The 17,688-nt window shown below is 50.2% G+C and carries 18 protein-coding genes; 11 read left to right on the top strand and 7 right to left on the bottom strand.

Annotated elements, in window-relative coordinates; all coding sequences use genetic code 11:
- Positions 1-197: 197 nt before the first annotated feature.
- On the top strand, positions 198-2,354 hold the full coding sequence (locus ICL55_RS15460) for a TonB-dependent receptor (protein ID WP_188098792.1): 2,157 nt from the start codon (positions 198-200) through the stop codon (positions 2,352-2,354).
- A 22-nt stretch (positions 2,355-2,376) separates the two neighbouring features.
- A complete protein-coding gene (locus tag ICL55_RS15455) occupies positions 2,377-3,021 on the top strand; it encodes a hypothetical protein (RefSeq protein WP_188098790.1) in 645 nt (214 codons plus the stop codon).
- Here ICL55_RS15455 and ICL55_RS15450 read toward each other — a convergent pair.
- On the bottom strand, positions 3,018-3,890 hold the full coding sequence (locus ICL55_RS15450; RefSeq protein ID WP_188098788.1) for a LytTR family DNA-binding domain-containing protein: 873 nt from the start codon (positions 3,888-3,890) through the stop codon (positions 3,018-3,020). The two genes, ICL55_RS15455 and ICL55_RS15450, sit on opposite strands and share 4 nt — an antisense overlap.
- 106 nt (positions 3,891-3,996) lie before the next feature.
- On the opposite strand from ICL55_RS15450, the gene ICL55_RS15445 reads away from it, so the two are divergent.
- Positions 3,997-5,085 carry a serine hydrolase domain-containing protein gene (locus ICL55_RS15445; protein WP_188098786.1) on the top strand — a complete coding sequence of 363 codons (1,089 nt, stop codon included), beginning with the start codon at positions 3,997-3,999 and terminating at the stop codon, positions 5,083-5,085.
- A gap of 28 nt (positions 5,086-5,113) precedes the next feature.
- Here ICL55_RS15445 and ICL55_RS15440 read toward each other — a convergent pair whose 3' ends face one another.
- Positions 5,114-6,259 carry a serine hydrolase domain-containing protein gene (locus ICL55_RS15440; RefSeq protein WP_188098784.1) on the bottom strand — a complete coding sequence of 382 codons (1,146 nt, stop codon included), beginning with the start codon at positions 6,257-6,259 and terminating at the stop codon, positions 5,114-5,116.
- Positions 6,260-6,470: 211 nt separating this feature from the next.
- On the opposite strand from ICL55_RS15440, the gene ICL55_RS15435 reads away from it, so the two are divergent.
- Together ICL55_RS15435 and ICL55_RS15430 are read left to right on the top strand one after the other, a co-directional pair.
- Positions 6,471-7,460: a sensor histidine kinase gene (locus ICL55_RS15435; RefSeq protein WP_188098781.1), complete on the top strand. Its 990-nt coding sequence runs from the start codon at positions 6,471-6,473 to the stop codon at positions 7,458-7,460.
- Positions 7,457-8,182: a LytR/AlgR family response regulator transcription factor gene (locus ICL55_RS15430; RefSeq protein ID WP_188098779.1), complete on the top strand. Its 726-nt coding sequence runs from the start codon at positions 7,457-7,459 to the stop codon at positions 8,180-8,182. The genes ICL55_RS15435 and ICL55_RS15430 overlap by 4 nt, the downstream gene beginning before the upstream one ends.
- Here ICL55_RS15430 and ICL55_RS15425 read toward each other — a convergent pair.
- Together ICL55_RS15425 and ICL55_RS15420 are read right to left on the bottom strand one after the other, a co-directional pair.
- A complete protein-coding gene (locus ICL55_RS15425; RefSeq protein WP_246496379.1) occupies positions 8,164-9,369 on the bottom strand; it encodes an RNA polymerase sigma factor in 1,206 nt (401 codons plus the stop codon). The two genes, ICL55_RS15430 and ICL55_RS15425, sit on opposite strands and share 19 nt — an antisense overlap.
- A gap of 76 nt (positions 9,370-9,445) precedes the next feature.
- Entirely contained in the window at positions 9,446-9,799 is a 354-nt protein-coding gene (locus ICL55_RS15420) for a YciI family protein (RefSeq protein WP_078667623.1), read from the bottom strand.
- Positions 9,800-10,014: 215 nt separating this feature from the next.
- Here ICL55_RS15420 and ICL55_RS15415 point away from each other — a divergent pair, with 215 nt between their 5' ends.
- A complete protein-coding gene (locus ICL55_RS15415; RefSeq protein WP_168872398.1) occupies positions 10,015-10,158 on the top strand; it encodes a hypothetical protein in 144 nt (47 codons plus the stop codon).
- A gap of 270 nt (positions 10,159-10,428) precedes the next feature.
- Positions 10,429-11,346, top strand: coding sequence for a sugar phosphate isomerase/epimerase family protein (locus ICL55_RS15410; RefSeq protein ID WP_188098775.1), 918 nt, complete (start codon positions 10,429-10,431; stop codon positions 11,344-11,346).
- A gap of 58 nt (positions 11,347-11,404) precedes the next feature.
- On the opposite strand, the gene ICL55_RS15405 is transcribed toward ICL55_RS15410, so the two are convergent.
- Entirely contained in the window at positions 11,405-11,830 is a 426-nt protein-coding gene (locus ICL55_RS15405; RefSeq protein ID WP_188098771.1) for a VOC family protein, read from the bottom strand.
- A gap of 191 nt (positions 11,831-12,021) precedes the next feature.
- On the opposite strand from ICL55_RS15405, the gene ICL55_RS15400 reads away from it, so the two are divergent.
- From ICL55_RS15400 to ICL55_RS15390, 3 genes are all read left to right on the top strand, one after another.
- On the top strand, positions 12,022-13,824 hold the full coding sequence (locus tag ICL55_RS15400; protein ID WP_188098769.1) for a sensor histidine kinase: 1,803 nt from the start codon (positions 12,022-12,024) through the stop codon (positions 13,822-13,824).
- Complete coding sequence (locus ICL55_RS15395) at positions 13,821-14,459, top strand: response regulator (RefSeq protein WP_188098767.1); 639 nt, start codon at positions 13,821-13,823, stop codon at positions 14,457-14,459. Before ICL55_RS15400 ends, ICL55_RS15395 begins: the two co-directional genes overlap by 4 nt.
- A gap of 108 nt (positions 14,460-14,567) precedes the next feature.
- Positions 14,568-15,242, top strand: a complete 675-nt coding sequence (locus ICL55_RS15390) for a hemerythrin domain-containing protein (protein WP_188098765.1) — start codon at positions 14,568-14,570, stop codon at positions 15,240-15,242.
- Between the two features lie 81 nt (positions 15,243-15,323).
- Here ICL55_RS15390 and ICL55_RS15385 read toward each other — a convergent pair whose 3' ends face one another.
- A complete protein-coding gene (locus ICL55_RS15385) occupies positions 15,324-15,755 on the bottom strand; it encodes a VOC family protein (protein ID WP_188098763.1) in 432 nt (143 codons plus the stop codon).
- A gap of 157 nt (positions 15,756-15,912) precedes the next feature.
- Complete coding sequence (locus ICL55_RS15380) at positions 15,913-16,482, bottom strand: RNA polymerase sigma factor (protein ID WP_188098760.1); 570 nt, start codon at positions 16,480-16,482, stop codon at positions 15,913-15,915.
- Between the two features lie 202 nt (positions 16,483-16,684).
- Here ICL55_RS15380 and ICL55_RS15375 point away from each other — a divergent pair, with 202 nt between their 5' ends.
- Positions 16,685-17,677: a FecR family protein gene (locus ICL55_RS15375; protein ID WP_188098758.1), complete on the top strand. Its 993-nt coding sequence runs from the start codon at positions 16,685-16,687 to the stop codon at positions 17,675-17,677.
- The last annotated feature ends 11 nt before the right edge of the window (positions 17,678-17,688 follow it).

Raw genomic sequence — 17,688 nt, 5'->3', positions numbered from 1 at the left:
CACTCATTAACACTTTTGCAAGGATGGTTAACAAACGAAAAAGACGCGCTGCCCGTCCCGGGGGGTTAACAGCTCGTCCGGTTGCTTAGTCATCCGTCCCAAAGGTTTGTTGTTTGTCATAACTGAGTGAAAATCAATTTGTAATGGTTTAGTATTGTGTCGTGCTGCTAACGGCGCACCGACAAAATACAAGACATATGTACCGCAGTTTTTTCCTGTTTTTTATCTTTTTAGGCATGCAACTGGCCGGCCACGGGCAGCAACAAATCGCCGGTGTGGTCACCGATGTGAAAGGGCAACCGGTGGAAGGCGCCAACATTTATATTACCGGCACACTCGACGGAGCCTCCTCTGATAAAACGGGGACATTCAGTTTTACCACCACACAAACCGGTACCGTCATACTCGGGGCCAGCTATGTAGGGTATAAGGATTTCCGGCTGACGGCGCCGGTCAGCCAGATGGGACAACTGAAAATCCAGTTACAGCTCCGGGAGAAAGCCCTGGAGGAAGTCGTGGTACGCGCCAGCACTTTCAGCCTGGGGAAAAGTCGTACCCTGGAAAAACTGGACGCACTGGATGTGGTGATGACCGGTAGTTCCAACGGCGATATCTATGGCGCCCTGATGTCACTGCCAGGCACCCAGAAAGTGGGAGAGGACGGCAAATTATATATCCGTGGGGGTGACAACCGGGAAACACAGACGTTTGTGGACGGGATGCACGTATTAAGCCCTTACTCCGTTACCGCCCAGGACATGCCGGCCCGCGGCCGTTTTTCTCCGTTTCTTTTTCAGGGCATCAATTTTTCCCTCGGCGGATATGAGTCAGAGTTTGGACAGGCCCTGTCGGCCGTACTGCCTATGGATACCAAAGATGTGGCCGGCAGCACTAAAGCAGGCATCAACTTCTCCCCACTGAGCGCCGGCGGCGGTGGTTCGGTGGCCTTCCGCAAAAGCTCCCTTTCGGCCAATGTGAATGTCACCGACCTTACCCTGTACAATAAAGTGCTGCCCGACCGCTATGCCTGGAAAAAACCTTATCAGTCGCTCTCGGCAGAGGCGCAGTATAAAACCGCCGTGGGTACAAGAGGTGTATTCAAACTCTATACCGCCTACGACCGTACGGCCTTCATCCGCACATTTGCTGATACCCTCAATCATGTCCCTGAGCGGGATTTCCGGCTGCAACAGGATAATTATTACCTGAACGCCACCCTGAAAACGAAGACACGCCGCAATACCCACTTGTTTTTCGGCGCCGCCGGCTCGTATGTGGATAACCGTTATGACAACGCCCGGTTTCAGCACGACAACTACCATCAAAATGAACAGGAGCTTCACCTGAAAGCGAAGCTGGAGAAAAACATCGTACCGGGGTATCGCCTCAGTACCGGCATGGAAGCATATCTGCGCGGCTACCGGGCGGTTTATCATGATACGCTGCAGCGCCGGCTGCAGGACCAGCAGGTGAACTATCAACTATATGCCGCTTTTGTGGACAATCAGGTCCGGCTGCTGCCAGGCTTGTATGCCAATGCATCCGGGCGAGTGGAATATGCGCAGTTCAGCAGTGCATGGAATTTTTCTCCGCGTGTTTCACTGAACTACCTTGCCGACCGCTTTCAGGTATCGGCTATCTGGGGCAGGTATTACCAGATGCCCGATAACAGCGTGCTGGCAGCGCCCCATGAAAATATGCAACAATCGCTCGCCACGCATTATATACTGGGAGCATCGTATGAATATAAAGGCCGGCTCATCAAAGCAGAGAGCTACTACAAACAATATGACCAGCTGGAATTATGGCAGCAGGACATGTATCACGCCAACGGCTATGGTAAAAGTGCCGGTTTCGATGTGTATTTCTCAGACGAGACGTCCTTGCCACGCCTGAAATACAACGTGTCCTATTCTTATAATGACGCCGCGCGGTTATACCGGGATTTTCCGGTAATGTCCACGCCACTGTTTGCCTCCCGGCATAACGCCCGGATGTCCGGTAAATATTATTTCCCGGCACTGAAGACGTATGCCGGTGTTACGGCTACCTATGCCAGTGGCCGGCCCTACCGGGACCCTAACCGTGACGGCTATATTAACGCTGTTGACAAAGATTATTTCAGTCTGGATGCCAATCTCACTTTTCTGCTCAGCAAACAGGTAATACTCTACACTTCCTGTGGCAATATTACCGGCAGACAGAATACGTATGGCTACCGCTACGCGCCGCTGCCCGATAATAAAGGCGTTTATCAGGGCGCGCCGGTAATGGCTTCGCGCAATAATTTTTTCTATATCGGGGTGTTCATCTCGCTGAAGAACAGTTCCGCCTATGACGTTTCCAGTTTTTAATCAACCTAAAAAAAAGATCCATATGAAAAAGATGTTCACCCTTTGGTTTTTCTTAACCATGATGATGTCCGGTTATGCGCAAACTACCATCAACTGCGAAGAGCAGCTACAGCTGGTGTTAAACAAAGTGAAAGAAGAGAAAGGCATGAGCGGAGTGTATAACCACGTGAATACTTTAAAAAGATTGTCGGGCTTGTGCCCTGGTGAATGGTTGCCGGATTATTACATCGCTTATTTTGACCTGCAACTGGTGCTGAGTAAAGCTACAGACAGGCCGGCGGACTTATTGCAGGAGGCGGCCGAAAAACTGGCCGTGCTGAAAAGCAATGCCAAAGCCAATGCTTCTGAGGTGTACACGCTGGAAGGGTACTACTATTACGCCATGATAGCGCAGGACCCCGCAGTGAATGGACAGAAATATTTCCGTGAGGTGGTGGCCGGCTATGAAAAAGCTATTCGCCTGGACCCTTCCAATCCGCGGCCACAGCTGCAGCTGGCCATTTTCCAAAACAGGATGGCGGCATTTATGAAACAAACAGACAACGGCTTCTGTGATAAGCTGCAACAGCTGGAGCAAACCTTCCGTGACTTCAAACCTGCCAGCGCTGTGGCGCCGGGATGGGGACTGCCGGAGTTGTTATACGTGCGGCAAAACAACTGTCACTAGTGGATGATCTCCTGGAAGGCGGGCACAAAACTCCGCGACACCGGGATCGGATAGTGCTCATAATCTTTCAGAATGATCTTATAGCCGTTGGAGTTACCGTTGGCGGTCCTGATGTGGCTAAGGTTCACCAGAAATGAACGATGGCAGCGGAACAGGGTGGGCGCGGCTACCGTTTCAAGGATGGTAGTGAGCGTATTACGGATAACCGTGGACGTTACCTGTCCGTTTGCGTAGTGGTACACATGCACATGGTTTTTCACCACTTCGAGAAAGAGGAAGTCGTGGAGGCTTATCCGCAGCGACGTTTCCGTGATATTGGCAGATGGGAACACCAGCTCCTGTGCAGGGTTGGTTTCCTGTAGCTGCTGATCGCTGCGGATGATGCTGTCCATATGATGGCGCATAGCCCGGTGGTAGCGGATGGCGATGACCGCGGTCACTGGGAATATGCCTACGGCAACAGTGATCAGTAACACATATAGGAGCGCCTCCAGCCGGATGATCAGGTCACTGCTGCTAAAGGCATAGATGTCTCCAAAAAAGAAAAGAAAGATCAGGGTGTTACAAAAAGCCAGCACCAGAAACACGGTGAGGATATACACCGCTTCATGCAGGATGGTCCATCTGCTGATCCTATGTTTTAATATTTTCCCTTTGAGGATATAGTTGCAAAAGAACAGGCTGGCAAAAGTGGCTATCCCAAAGGGCAGCGCGCCCAGTAGTTTATTACCCTGATATTGGCTGAAGCCGAAAGGCTGATAAATATAGATGACAAGGTTGATGAGGACACTGATCACCAGTATGCTGTTGAGCCTGACGAATTCAAAGGGATATTTTCTCCGGAGCATTTGGTTGATCTGCTGTAGCATAGCGTAAAAGTAGGATTTCTTGCCGGAATAGTGCAGGTGGTAGAATTTTAAAAGAATTTAATCTGATAAATGCCGACAAACAAAGAATTTTCTGCATCTTGTTTGTATGAATCCATCACAGGTAAAATCAGTACTGGAGCAATCGCTTGCTTTAAGGGTGACTGGTCCCCATGCCTACAACGCTTTTCTGCTGGTACATCATGAACGGCAAAACATCCATTGGGAGCTGTCTGCCGGCAGCAGCCATGGTATGGCCACAGAACCGGGGGAGTCCTGGCATACGGCCAGTATCGGCAAAACTTTCACGGCCGTCATCATCATGCAGCTGGCGGAACGTGGCCGGTTGAACTTAGACGACTCACTTAGTCGTTATCTGCCGGCAGCGCTGTTACAGGGCCTTCACGTGTATAAAGGGAAGGACTATACGGACCAGATCACGCTGGAGCAGCTGCTGTCGCATACTTCGGGGCTACCCGATTTTTATGAAGACAAACCCCGCAGCGGGAAATATTTTCTGCAGGTCCTACTGGAAGAGCCTAACCGCCGCTGGACGCCGGAAGAAACCATCGAATGGACCAAAGCGCATATGACACCGGTATCGCGGCCAGGTAAGAAATTCCATTATACCGATACCGGCTACAATTTACTGGGGCTGGTGAGTGAAAAAGTGACTGGTCTGCGTTATCATGAAGCGTTGCGCGAATACCTCTTTGCGCCACTGAAGATGCAGCATACCTATTTATTGCACTATAACACGCCGGCGGTATGGGCGCCCGGCCGTGTGGCCAATCTGATATTGGGTGGCCGTGAGATAGATGTGGAAGATTATCCCAGCCTTAGCGGTATTTTCGCGGCCGGACAGACCGTCAGCACGTCGGGAGATCTGCTGCTGTTTATGCAGGCGCTGGTGGCGGGCAAGGTGGTGAGCGCAGCCTCTCTGGAAAAGATGATGACCTGGAAGGGAAGACGCTACGGCGTGGATTATGGCATGGGCCTGATGCGGGTGAAGATGTGGCCTTTTACCCGCCGTTATGATGTATGGGGGCATTTAGGTTCTGTCGGGTCTTTTATGTTGTATAATCCTCATCAGGATGTATATATCGCCGGTACGTTTAACCGTTCGGGTTATCTTGGCCGGGCATTGCGTTTTTTGCTGGGGAAGGTATTGTATCCGCTTGAAAAGATGAAATCATAAAAAAGCCTCCGTTAGGAGGCTTTTTTATTTAGAGCTCAAACATCATGTCCAGCAATTTGTACCATTCCACATCTTCATCTCCTTTAAAGTCTCCGTTGATCATCATTACCACCGCCCGTTTGGAGGCATAGTTGACATACAACTGTGCGTGACTGCCTGGCACATCGCCACCGTGGCCGTAGATATCCTGGTTGCCCACTTTCCGGTGCTGCCAGAAAAGGCCATAAACAGCCTGGGCTTCCGGGAATTGTACTTTGCCCATAGCTTCCAGTGCGCTGGGGGCGATAATTTGTTTACCGTCTTTGGCGCCGTAATTCACCAACATGCCGGCGAAAGTGCTAAGGTCTGTCAGACTTGCATGTAATCCGCCTGTGCAATAGTCCACCATGCTGTAGTTGCCATTGGGTTGTTGTACTGCGTCATAAGGCATAGCGAAAGGCTGTGTGGTATAGTCACGCAGATGCCATACCAGGGAAGTAGTGCCCAGCGGCGTGATGAACTGGCGGGATGTCCAGGTGTCGAAATTTTCTTTTACAGTGCGTTCCACAATATAAGCTGCCAACGCGGCGCCCAGATTGGAGTAGGAGAATACCGGTTTGGCTTTGTCGTCTACGAAACTTCCGGCATCGTAGAACTTTCCGGAAGGGTCCAGCATGCCCTGTACAAATTCCGCAAGCGTCATCGGATGGTCTTTGTCAGGAATCATAAATGTGGCAATCCGGTCGCGATAGATGGAGTCCCAGATACCGGAGGTGTGCGACATCAACAGCCGCAGCGTGATTTTTTTGGTGGGGTTGTGCGGGTTCTGCACCTTAAAAGGCAGATAGTCGTTCACGTCAGCATCGAGATTTAATTGACCGTTTTCTACCAGGCGCATAATACCCAGGCCGATGAATGGTTTGGCCAGGGAGCCTACTTTGAAAACGGTTTTTGCTGTCACCGGTTCCTTTTTCTCCACATTGGCCATACCGGCAATCTTAGACCAGACGATGCCCTCCGGGCCCACCAATGCTATGGCAATGCCCGGAATTTTCTTTTGTTCAGTAATAACAGCGATCTGTTTTTCTACTTTTTCTGTTTTGAATGGTGCGGAAGGAGTGGCGTCGTCTTTGTCTTTTTTCCTGCAGGCGCAAACGGCCAGTAATAGTACTAGTCCTAAGCAATAGTTCCTCATATTTTTTTATGCAAATGAAAGGAGGCCGACGTTACCCACAGCCTGGTATTATAGGAAGCTGAGGATGGCGGCGGCCAACCGTTATTTGTGTACAACAATGTCCGGATAGGGGTAAGAGCAGGTGGGCCGCGTATTATTGGTAGACTAAATCAGCCGGTTGGTGTGGCAGACCAGTCATTTCGTTGCCGGCGGCCCTCTGAATATGATGGAAATGCAAGCGAGCCAACGGAAAACAATTAAATCAGTGCTGCAACATTTGATACCTGCTGCGGTGATATACGGCATTGTGGGCATGAACGATTATCAGTTGCAGTGGCAGCCGCTCATGAAAATATTAGGGACCCTTTTTATACTCACGGCGCCATATGTAAATCAATATCTGCTGGTACCGCAGCTGTTATTGCGTTTCCGGTACTATGCCTATGCGGTGGGCGTATTGGTATTGATTTCACTCTTGCTGGGAGTCACGGTCTGGACAGAGCCGTTGGTGACACCGCTGTTGAAACCGGGAAAAGCTTTTACACCTTACCAGGTGAAGGACGTGCTGGTGTTTTTTGTGATGATGTTGTCTTTGGTGGCCGCCTCCACAGCGATACCGCTGTTCTGGCAATGGGTGCAGGCCAGTTATCATCGCACGGCCAGTTTGCAAACGGAGCTGGAGAATCTGAAAAAGCAGTTGTCGCCGCATTTTCTGTTTAACACGCTCAATAATCTCGATACGTTGATTTATGCGGACCAGCACCGGGCTTCGACGGTGGTGCATTCGCTTTCGCGGTTGCTGCGTTATCAGTTGTACCTGTCGGGCAGCGGTCAGGTGTGCCTGCGGCAGGAGCTGGAATTCATGGAAGACTTTCTGTACCTGGAACAGCTGCGTCATGATATGCTGGACGTGCGCCTTACCGTAGATGATGGCGTGCAGGACATGTTATTGCATCCTTTCCTGCTGATGCCTTTTGTGGAGAATGCGGTTAAACACAACGAATATAACGGTAACGCCTATATTCATTTACATATATCCGTTATATCCGGCTGCCTTCGTTTTACCTGTGTGAACCCTGTATCCCGTAGGCCTGTGGCCAATGGCGGCGCGGGGTTGAACAATGTACGCCGTCGGTTGTCGCTGTTGTATCCCGGTCGGCATATGCTGCAAACGGATAATAACGGAGAGGTATACACGGTAGCCTTAACCTTCAACATATGAACTGTATTGTAATAGACGATGAACCACTGGCGCGGGAGAAAATCCGCCTGTTGGCGGCGCAGGACGTATCCCTGCAGCTACTGGGCTGTTTCTCCGGAGCAGACAAAGCGGCTGACTTCATGGACCTCAATCCGGTAGACCTGGTATTTCTGGATGTGGAAATGCCCGGCGGCTCCGGGCTGGACTTTGCGCGGCAGCTGCCGCCGGACACATTGGTGATCTTCACCTCCGCTTATGCGGAATATGCGCTGAACAGCTATGATGTGCATGCGATTGATTATCTCGTAAAACCGGTGCATCCCACCCGTTTTGCGCAGGCGGTGCAGAAAGCGCAGGACTATGCAGATATGAAAAGACACCGGAAACTGCAACAGCAACAAGTGTCCGCCACGCAGCAGGACCATGTGTTTGTACGGGCCGACAGACGGCTGCACCGCGTGGTATTTAATGATTGTCGCTATATAGAAGGGGTGAAAGATTACTGCGTCTTATATCTATCTGACCGCAAACTAATGGTGGGCATCAATCTGAAAGCCCTGCTGGAACAGTTGCCACAGGATATCTTCGTACGTATCAGTAAATCGGTGGTGGTCAATTTTCGGCATGTGACCAGCCTGAACCACCAGGATGTGCGGATAGGCGAAGCAGCGCTGATGATCGGCAATGCTTACCGGGACTACCTGTTCTCCTTTTTTGTAGAACATCATGTGATCGGGAGATGATCTATTTTTTGTTGAATGGTTTGTTTCTCCGGTTGTGTTTTAGAGAGATGTAATGCCTGTTGCAGGTGTTGTAACGCCTGTTGATTGTCGATGCCCTGATAGAGTTCTCCCAGCAGCGTATGGTAGTATGGGTTGCCGGCGAGGCCCAGTTTCTCCGCTTCCGGGAGGGCCGCGGCATTGCCTTTAACCTTTGATAACGCGAAGGTGCGATTGAGAGCCGCCACCGGTGAATATTCCAGTTGCAACAGCCGGTTGTACAGCTGTAGAATGTTATCCCATTTTTCCGCCGTGTCTTCCTTGATGGTGTGCCACCAGGCGATGGTGGCTTCGAGGTGGTACCTGGACAAGGTGCGGCCCTGCGAGGCTATATGCAGGTGATAGGCGCCTTCTGAGATCAGTTCTTTGTTCCACAGCGATTCATCCTGGTCCTGATACAGGATGAGCGCACCGTTTTCATCTTTACGGGCAGGCAGTCTGGACGCATGGAGGCACATCAGCGCCATGAGTGCATTTGCCGCCGGTGTGTTGGTCAACGGGTTGTTCAGCAGCAGCTTCGTGAGGCGGATGGCCTCAATGCAAAGCTCTTCGCGGATCACGGCATCCTGGCTTTCAGAATAGTAGCCTTCGTTGTAAAGCAGATACAAAGTGGTAAGCACAGCGTTTAGCCGTTGGGGTATCTCGGCTGTTTCCGGCATTTCAATCGGTACTTTTTCTGCCCGCAGTTTTTCACGGGCACGAAAGAGACGTTTGTTGATCGTTTCTTTATTGGACAAAAATGCATGGGCAATTTCATCGATGCCGAAGCCGCAGAGGATGCGCAGCGCCAGGCCTATCTGTGCCTCGGTGGGTATGGCCGGATGGCATATGGCAAACAGCATCTGTAACAGGCTGTCGCTGATGTTTTGATCGGAGAGGTCCAGCTCTATAGCGGGTACATCAGTCGTTTGTTTCAGCTCGGGCATGATCTTCTCGCGGAACATATGCGCCCGCGCGAAATAATTCTTTGCTTTGTTTTTAGCCACCACATATAGCCACGCCGTAGGGTTCTCCGGAATACCTTTGTAGGACCATGTTTCCATGGCCAGCAGGAAAGTTTCGCTGGCGATGTCTTCGGCCAGTTCGATATGTTCAATACCAAAATGTTTACAGAGGACAGCAGAAATCCTGGAGAATTCTGTCCTGAACAAATGCGGTATTAATTCGGGTTGCTGCATAATGGAAGAGACAGCTCCCACCCGGTGAGGCGGGAGCTGTCAGATAAAGTTAATGCATGTCTTCTCCTCTGATAATCTTTCTTACTTCCACGGTATTGCCCTCTCCGCCCAGGATAGGGCAGTCTTTGGCAAACGATGCCGCTTCGTCAGCGGATTCGGCCTTCACGATAATGTACCCGCCCAGCGTTTCTTTGATTTCTCCAAAGGGACCGTTGGTGACCATTTTGTTGTGATGCACCACACGGGCGTCGTCAAACAGGAGGCCGTTGCCGAGTACGAATTTGTTTTGTGCAGCGATGCCGCCAATCCAGTCCATGGTGGCTTTCATCCATATCTGCATCTGCTCGGGAGAGGCGATTTTTTTACCATCTTCGTGACGGAAAATCAACATAAATTCGTCCATGATGTGTCAGTTTTATTGTTAGGAATATTGTTTTGGAACACCCCTTAACAAATGAAAAATACCAAATTGGACAGCTGTCTGAAAAAAATAACAATCCTGTGCCCGCTTTCGTTCGCGCGGTATGTCTGCAGGGAAAATCCCGTTTTTACGGGATTTTATGTCTGTCTGAGTTATTATAAATTGTTAGTATTTCTAATCACTCAAACCGGTAAATTATGAAAAAGAAACCAGCAGCCAAATTGAAACTGGCTAAACTCAAAATTGCTGCCCTCAGCCAAACCATGGTGATCGGAGATCAGAACCGCACCCTGCCAATTACACAGCACAAAACCTGCCCTCCGACTTATTGGGTATGTTAGTCACGCAAAGCTTTATAAGTTAGCAGAGAACGCTAAGATTAATAAGCGAACAGAAAGTAAAGGAGCGAAGATCAACATTTGATCTTCGCTCCTTTACTTTCTTATGTAATCTTTAAAAATCTTTGCGCTCTTTGCTAACTTATAAAGCTTTGCGTGAAACTATTGTATTTATCCTTTACAAATGTTATTTTGGTAAGGATATACATTATAATAAACCAAATACAAGGCTCGCTTCTTAGCGTTCTTTGCTATCTTATAAACCTTTGCGTGATGAACATCTCCAGAAGGAATTTCCTGCGGCAAGGCACCCTGGCACTGGCGGGGGCTACGCTCTTATCCCGGCCACTGCTGGCGGCGGGCGCTAAAAAAGAAGTAATGGGCATTCAGCTGTATTCTATCCGCGAGGATATGAAAAAGGACCCGTTGGGCACCCTCAAACAGCTGTCGGCCATGGGCTACCGGAATGTGGAACATGCCAACTATGTGAACCGTAAGTTTTACGGTTATGCCCCTACGGAGTTTAAAAAAGTATTGGCCGACCTCGGCCTTTCTATGCCCAGCGGGCATACAGTGCTGGGTCGTACCCACTGGGACCCGGCTACCAAAGACTTTACCGACGCCTGGAAATATACGGTGGAAGATGCCGCCACGGTAGGACAGAAGTTCGTTGTCAGCCCCTGGCTGGATGAAAGCCTGCGCAAAAACTATGATGACTTCAAGGCCTATATGGACGTCTTTAATAAAAGCGGAGAGCTGTGCCGTAAGTCAGGTATGAAATTCGGCTATCACAACCATGACTTTGAATTTAGTCAGGAACTGAATGGGCATAAGCTCTTTGATCTGATCCTGGAGAATACAGACCCTGCGTTGGTGGCCCAGCAGCTGGATATTGGCAATATGTACCATGCCGGCGGCGTGGCGCTGGATATCATGCGCAAGTATCCCGGCCGTTTTGAGTTGATGCATGTGAAAGATGAGATCAAGTCTTCCGGCAAAGGCGAAATGGGCAGTGCCTTTGAGAGCACCGTATTAGGTAAAGGGGTGATCCCGGTGAAGGAAGTGATAGACCTGGGCCGTAAATCCGGTGGTACCCGCTATTTTATTGTGGAACAGGAGTCTTATCAGTCGCTTACCCCGCTGGAGTCTGTAAAACAAGACCTGGCCGCCATGAAGAAATGGGGCTTCTGATCTATACCAATGCCGGCGGAACGGGCATGAAGGCCGTTCTGCCGACATGTTGAAAATCTCAGGCGCCGGTGGCAGCTGCTGTTTTGCTTTCCAGGATATTCAGATAGTGGGGATTGTACATGATGCCCAGTATATTGCCGAAGGGGTCTGTTACCGAAGCAGTTACAAAGCCGTGGCCTCTTTCTGTGATAGGCTGGTATTCAGTGGCGCCCAGCGCAATCAGCCGGTCCAGCGTGCCTTTCAGGTCATCAGTATGCCAGTAGAGCACAGCGCCGGCAGGTCCGTTGGTGGCACCGGGAGGGGCGTAGCGGCTGTCGATAATACCCAGTTCATGCTGATAATCACCGATGCGGAACTCTGCATAGCCCGGCACGTCGAAATAAGGCACCATGCCCAGTAGTTCGGTATACCATTGTTTGGCGGCGTCATGGTCTGCTGCGTAAAAGCTGATGGTGGCTACTCCACGGATAGTTTGTTTGTTCATGGTGTGTGTTTAAATGTGAATCTGATACAAAACTATTCCGGTGATATGACAGCCCTATGTCAGCAGCATTTAAAAAAATCTCCTCCGAAAAATGAAATAATTTCTCCTTTGTAGGCATCATTGCCTATATTTCTATGTGCGAGTGTATTTATTTTGCACCTGTTTACATGGTGGTTCCCTGTATCCGATATATGAAACTGTTCACATTTTTCCTCCTGTTGTTATCGGGATGCTGTTGCCGTGGGTGGGCCCAGGACCTGGTGCTGACCAGCCCGGAGAAGGTATGTTCCCTGCGTTACCCGCTGTTATGGCGGGACACGTCTGCCATACAGGATTTTGCAGCGGCCGTGAAGGCCCCGTTTAAAAAGTCCGGGCAGGCGGTAGTGGCGTTGGGTACTACGGCAGATGCAGCATGGCTGACATTTGACATAGAGAATAATACCTCCCGGCATGAATGGGGGCTGGAGATACCCGTGCCGGTGCTCCGGCAGGTGGATTTTTATATGCAGGACAGCACGGGCTTCCGGCATTTGGAGGCCAGCGGTGATCAGCATTACCAGGAGCGGCAGGTGAGGGTGAATAATATCCTGTTCCCTTTTACGCTGGCTCCGGGGCGTAAAGCCAAAGTATATCTGCGGGCCACCAGTCAGCATACCCTGCGGATACCCGTGTATGTGGGTACCATGCAGGCGTTGTATGAAAAGAACCATACAAAGGACTTTATTAACGGGCTCGCCTATGGGGTGATGGCGGCGCTCATGCTGACCAACTTCTTTGTGTTTCTCATTATGGGAGACAAGACCTACCTGTATTATGCCTGCTATCTTTTTTTCAGCGCGCTGTTACAGATTAGCTGGAATGGTTATCTGCTGGATTTTTTTCCTCAGACAGGTTTTAACCTCGCGTCATTGATTCTGACGATCGCCGTGCTGTTCAGCATTCTGTTCACCAATGCTTTCCTGCAAACACGGATATACCTGCCCCGTATTTATCGTACACAAAACTGGCTGATCGCGTTTTTCAGCCTGCCGCTGGTGCTGATCGTGATAGGATGGTATGACTGGAGCTTCCGGATTTTCCAGTGGCAGATGTACCTCGTTTTCGCCTGGTGGCTATATGCCGGTGTAAGCAGCCTCCGGAAAGGGTTTAAGCCGGCCCGGTATTATCTGGCGGCTTTCCTGTGCCTGATCATCGGCGGACTTATCTTTAATTTCCGGGACAATGGCTGGATACCGGAAACATCATTCCCCTGGCTGACCATCCATGTGGGGCCGCTGCTGGAAGTGCTGATACAGTCATTTGCGCTCGCCCTTAAACTCAATGAATACAAACAGGACAAAGAAAAAGCCCAGGCCATGGCGTTGGTACAGGCCAATGATTTTTCCCGTGACCTGATCCATGTACAGGAATCGGAAAGAAAAAGGGTCGCCACCGAGCTGCATGACAGCGTAGGGCAACAGCTCATTTTGCTGAAGAACAGGACCCTGCTGTTGCAGCGGAACGGTCCGGACCCGCAGCAGGTAGAGGGCCTGGCCACCGGTATCCGGGACGTGTTGCAGGAAATACGCGATATCTCTTATTCGCTGCGCCCTTACCAGATAGACATGCTGGGCTTCGGGCAGTCGGTGCGAAGCCTCATGGGCGATATGATGGATGCGGCCGGAATCGATTACCAGATAGCGATAGACCCGATTGACCAACTGCTGGGCAAAGACAATGAAATGAACCTGTATCGTATTCTACAGGAGGTGCTGAACAATATTATCAAACATGCCAGGGCCACGATGGCCACACTGGAAATAAAAAAAGGCGTTTCGCTGATCAGTATCCGCGTAGTTGACAATGGACAAGGCTTTACGCCGGAGCTCCAAAGTAAAGGGCTGGGCATGACCAGTATCCGGGAGAGGGCCATCCTGTTGCAGGGGCGGCTGTTGATCACACCGGCGGAAACCGGCGGGACCGAAGTAACGATCACCATACCGTTTAAATTATGAGCCAGGTAAATATTTTGATTGCCGATGATCATCCCATTTTTCTGAAAGGGCTGAAAGAAGTGCTGGAGGCCGATCCCCATTACCGGGTGATCTGTCAGGCCGTTCATGGAGAAGAAGCCATCCAGGGCGTTATGACCAAAGAGATCGATGTGGTCATCCTGGATATTGATATGCCCGTAAAGAATGGTATCCAGGCGGCAACGGAAATCCTGCAGCTGAAGCCGGAGGTACCGGTGATCCTGCTCACCATGCACAAGGCTAAAGATGCTTTTCTGAAAGCGCTTGACATCGGTGTAATGGGATATGTGCTGAAAGAGAATGCGGTGGTGGATGTGATGTATGCCATCGAATCTGTACGCAGGGGACATTCCTATATCAGTCCGGAAATGACCTCCTTTCTGCTGGTGCAGAAGCGGCGGGGACAGCCTGGCAAAGACAATGTGGAGTCATTGCTCACCGCTTCGGAGATGAAAATATTGCAGATGGTAGGTGCCTATAAAAGCACCAAAGAAATCGCGGAAGAGCTGTTCATCAGCGAAAAAACGGTGTCCAACCATCGGATGAACATTACGCGTAAGTTACAGTTGACCGGCAAAAACAGCCTGTTACGTTTTGCCATTGAATGGAAACAATAAAATCATCTCACTGGGTAGTATTACCCACGGTATTTAAACAGTAAACACTATTCCGAAGGTGCCGGTTGGTGCTACTTTTGTGCACCATTTATCAACAAACCCCGGAATATGGAACCACTGCGTTTTAATATTTTCAGGCAGGCGCATAAAGGGCTGCGCCTGTTGCTGCACGATACTATCCTGGTTATTCAACATGCTGATTTTGCAGTGGCGAGGGAAGGAGCGTTTTGTATGAACAAAGTGCAACAAGCGCTGCAGCTTTTTTACCTCCATGCCGAACTGGAAGACCATGAGGTGTTTCCGTTGGTCCGTCAGGAAGCAGCCACGGTGGTGGATTTCTTTGAACGGCAGCATGCGCGTGATGAAGAGTTGACGCTGGCCCTGCATTGTATTATCGAAAAGTACCACAAGCAGGAAACGCCGCAAGGCCGGATAGCAACGGGCATCGATCTGTTGCATGAGTTTGTGGCTTTTGCTGCGTTCAACCTGGACCATATGAATCTGGAAGAGACGTTGTTGCTGCCATTCCTGTGGATGAAATATACGGATGATGAATTGCGGGCAGCGGCGGTGGAGGCGGTGAAAAAAATTCCGGCTGATAAAAATGAATTGTTTATACCCTGGATGCTGAGAGGCAATGGCAACGCAGAGGTACTGCAATGGTTGATGGCTGTGCGTGCCGGTTCTCCTGCGCAGGTATATGAAAGGCTGCGTTATCTCGCAGAAAAAGAGCTGGAGCCGCAACGCTGGTCGGTGTTGGCGCCACAGCTGTCACAGCGCTGAAAAGATAACTGAAATCCCCAAAAATAAAGGGCGTCTCCGGTAGGAGATGCCCTTCTTATTTACTGTGATAGTTGTTTCGGATTAGCCCCGTGGTGCGTCGTAGCTTACCATCCAGCTTACGCCGAACTTGTCGGTCAGCATACCGAAATAGGAGCCCCAGAACTGTTTGGCCATTGGCATGGTGGCATTACCGCCGGCAGATAATCCGCCGAACAGTTTGTCTGCATCCGCCTCACTGTCGGCCGTAATGGCAATAGCGAAGTTGGTGCCGCTGGTAACGGCGCCGCCCATATGCTCAGGAACGTCGCTACCCATCAGTACGGAACCGTTACCGATTGGCAGGGACACGTGCATGATTTTGTTCTTTTCGTTTTCAGCTGGCGCATATTCCGGGGGACTGTCGCTGAAACGCATTACGACAGCGAAGTCACCGCCAAAAACAGATTTGTAGAAATTGAAAGCGTCTTCGCAGTTGCCTGAAAAATTCAGGTACGGATTCAGTGCTGATGCCATGGGATTACAGTTTTAAAGTGAAACAAAAATTCGAACATATTTTTAGCCCGGGACTTCGTTCCCGGGAACCTGACTCATCATCATTCAGAAATACAATCCAAGCATTGATTCGTGGCGGGGCATTCGAGACATTCCTTATCCCATATTACGACATTTTTTATTTATGCAGCGAAATCAGCAATAAAATAACAATTCCTTCTCTTAATCTTTTGAGGGCTTTCCGCATATGTTGTTCTACTGTATTTACAGAGATGCCCAATGTATCTGCGATTTCGTGGTTGGACATGTGCTGGTTGCGGCTCAGCAGAAAAACGGTGCGGCACTGATCGGGGAGGGCCTGTATCCTGTTTTGCAATGCCTTCAGCAGGTCGCTTTTGTAAAGCTGCTGTGTGGTGTCTTCCACGGTAGCCGGCTGTTGTTGCGCGGCCAGGGAGGTATGCTGTTCCCGTACCAGCACCTTGCGGAAATGATCGTAAGTCTTGTGCCGGAGTATTACCTGAAGATAAGCGGCTACGTTGTCGAGGCGATATTCTTTTTTATAGTAAAAAGCCAGCAGGCTTTCCTGTGCCAGCTCTTCCGCGATGTAACGGTCTTTCGTTTTCTGATAGGCAGTCGTTACCAGCTGTGGAAAATACCGGCGGTACAGCGCGGCAAACGCGCCTTCATCCCCGCTTTCCCAAAGCGACAATAATGATTGGTCGTCCTTATGTGGTTCGTGATAATTCAAATCATTCAAATCAAAGCATCAACGGTGGCGGGATAAAGATATAATCTTTTGTTAAAAATCAACCGGTGAAAAAAAATATAGAAGGGGAGTAACGGCAAGCCTGTTGGCGTTCGTCATACATCGGTATCATCGTTTTTATTAGAATAAAAAATATTTGTAAGACGGATAACGGTAGCGTCCCCCCGCCACGTCAACCCTATATATGGAACAGGAAAAGCTTCATCAGTTACTTGAAAAATATCATGCCGGCCAGTGCAGCGATGCTGAACTGGAAGCTTTACAGCAGTGGTATGAGAGCCTGGGTGGCGCTCCCGAAGCGCCTCACTGGGACGTAACGGATGATGCCTACCTCGGTGATCAGTATTCCGTATTTCAGCAACGCGCCATGCTAAAGCCTGTCACTAACCGTCGCCGCATCTGGAAACGGGTGGCCGCTGCTGCTGCTATTATCCTCGTTTCCAGTCTGCTGGCCCGGTACTTTTATCCATTGCGCGTAACCAATAGCCATCGGCCGGTGGCGGCTGTCACCCCACATCCGGCGCCTCTGCCGCCGGCGCCGGACGAGGTGGTCAGTTACGACCGGCACCTGGTGCTGCCCGACAGCTCTGTGGTGCTGCTGCGCGCAGGAAGCACGCTGGAACTGTCGGACTCTTTTAATCAGGCCGCGCGTCTCGTGACTTTAAAAGGAGAAGCTTATTTCGATATCCGCCACAATGCCCGGCAGCCTTTTATCGTCAGGTGTGCTAACGTATATACGTACGTGTTGGGTACTGCTTTTAATATTAACACTTTGGGGAAAGACCGGCAGGTGACCATCACCGTTACCAGCGGAAAGGTGCGGGTAGAGCGGGAAAACAAAGTGATGGCGGTGCTGACTAAAAACCAGGAGTTGATATGCCGCGACCACCAGCCGGCTATACCGGCCACTTTAGAGAATGTCACGCCCAAAGTGGAATGGATGGCCAGAGCGCTGCTGTTTAACGAAACAAGCCTTGAAACAATATGCCAACGGCTGTCTGCCCGTTACCAGGTCAATTTTACTTTTGACCGCCAGGTGAACAAAGAAAAACGCGTCACGATTACCGATGCCTTTTATGGGACCGAATCACTGAACGATATACTGGATATCGTTTGTACTACCCTTGGATATACCTATTCCGTTACAGACAATACTGTAACCATCACAACGCTGTAATCATCCGTAAT

The organism is Chitinophaga varians (assembly GCF_014529945.1).
GTDB classification, from domain to species: domain Bacteria; phylum Bacteroidota; class Bacteroidia; order Chitinophagales; family Chitinophagaceae; genus Chitinophaga; species Chitinophaga varians.
Note: the sequence above shows the minus strand (reverse complement) of the source record. Positions and strands in the feature narration are given on the sequence as shown.

Coding starts and splice junctions, on each gene's coding strand:
- ICL55_RS15400 (WP_188098769.1), top strand. CDS start 12,022: ATGAAACTGTTCACATTTTTCCTCCTGTTGTTATCGGGATGCTGTTGC.
- ICL55_RS15440 (WP_188098784.1), bottom strand. CDS start 6,259: ATGAGGAACTATTGCTTAGGACTAGTACTATTACTGGCCGTTTGCGCC.
- ICL55_RS15385 (WP_188098763.1), bottom strand. CDS start 15,755: ATGGCATCAGCACTGAATCCGTACCTGAATTTTTCAGGCAACTGCGAA.
- ICL55_RS15375 (WP_188098758.1), top strand. CDS start 16,685: ATGGAACAGGAAAAGCTTCATCAGTTACTTGAAAAATATCATGCCGGC.
- ICL55_RS15430 (WP_188098779.1), top strand. CDS start 7,457: ATGAACTGTATTGTAATAGACGATGAACCACTGGCGCGGGAGAAAATC.
- ICL55_RS15405 (WP_188098771.1), bottom strand. CDS start 11,830: ATGAACAAACAAACTATCCGTGGAGTAGCCACCATCAGCTTTTACGCA.
- ICL55_RS15410 (WP_188098775.1), top strand. CDS start 10,429: ATGAACATCTCCAGAAGGAATTTCCTGCGGCAAGGCACCCTGGCACTG.
- ICL55_RS15450 (WP_188098788.1), bottom strand. CDS start 3,890: ATGCTACAGCAGATCAACCAAATGCTCCGGAGAAAATATCCCTTTGAA.
- ICL55_RS15445 (WP_188098786.1), top strand. CDS start 3,997: ATGAATCCATCACAGGTAAAATCAGTACTGGAGCAATCGCTTGCTTTA.
- ICL55_RS15420 (WP_078667623.1), bottom strand. CDS start 9,799: ATGGACGAATTTATGTTGATTTTCCGTCACGAAGATGGTAAAAAAATC.
- ICL55_RS15435 (WP_188098781.1), top strand. CDS start 6,471: ATGCAAGCGAGCCAACGGAAAACAATTAAATCAGTGCTGCAACATTTG.
- ICL55_RS15455 (WP_188098790.1), top strand. CDS start 2,377: ATGAAAAAGATGTTCACCCTTTGGTTTTTCTTAACCATGATGATGTCC.
- ICL55_RS15395 (WP_188098767.1), top strand. CDS start 13,821: ATGAGCCAGGTAAATATTTTGATTGCCGATGATCATCCCATTTTTCTG.
- ICL55_RS15415 (WP_168872398.1), top strand. CDS start 10,015: ATGAAAAAGAAACCAGCAGCCAAATTGAAACTGGCTAAACTCAAAATT.
- ICL55_RS15390 (WP_188098765.1), top strand. CDS start 14,568: ATGGAACCACTGCGTTTTAATATTTTCAGGCAGGCGCATAAAGGGCTG.
- ICL55_RS15460 (WP_188098792.1), top strand. CDS start 198: ATGTACCGCAGTTTTTTCCTGTTTTTTATCTTTTTAGGCATGCAACTG.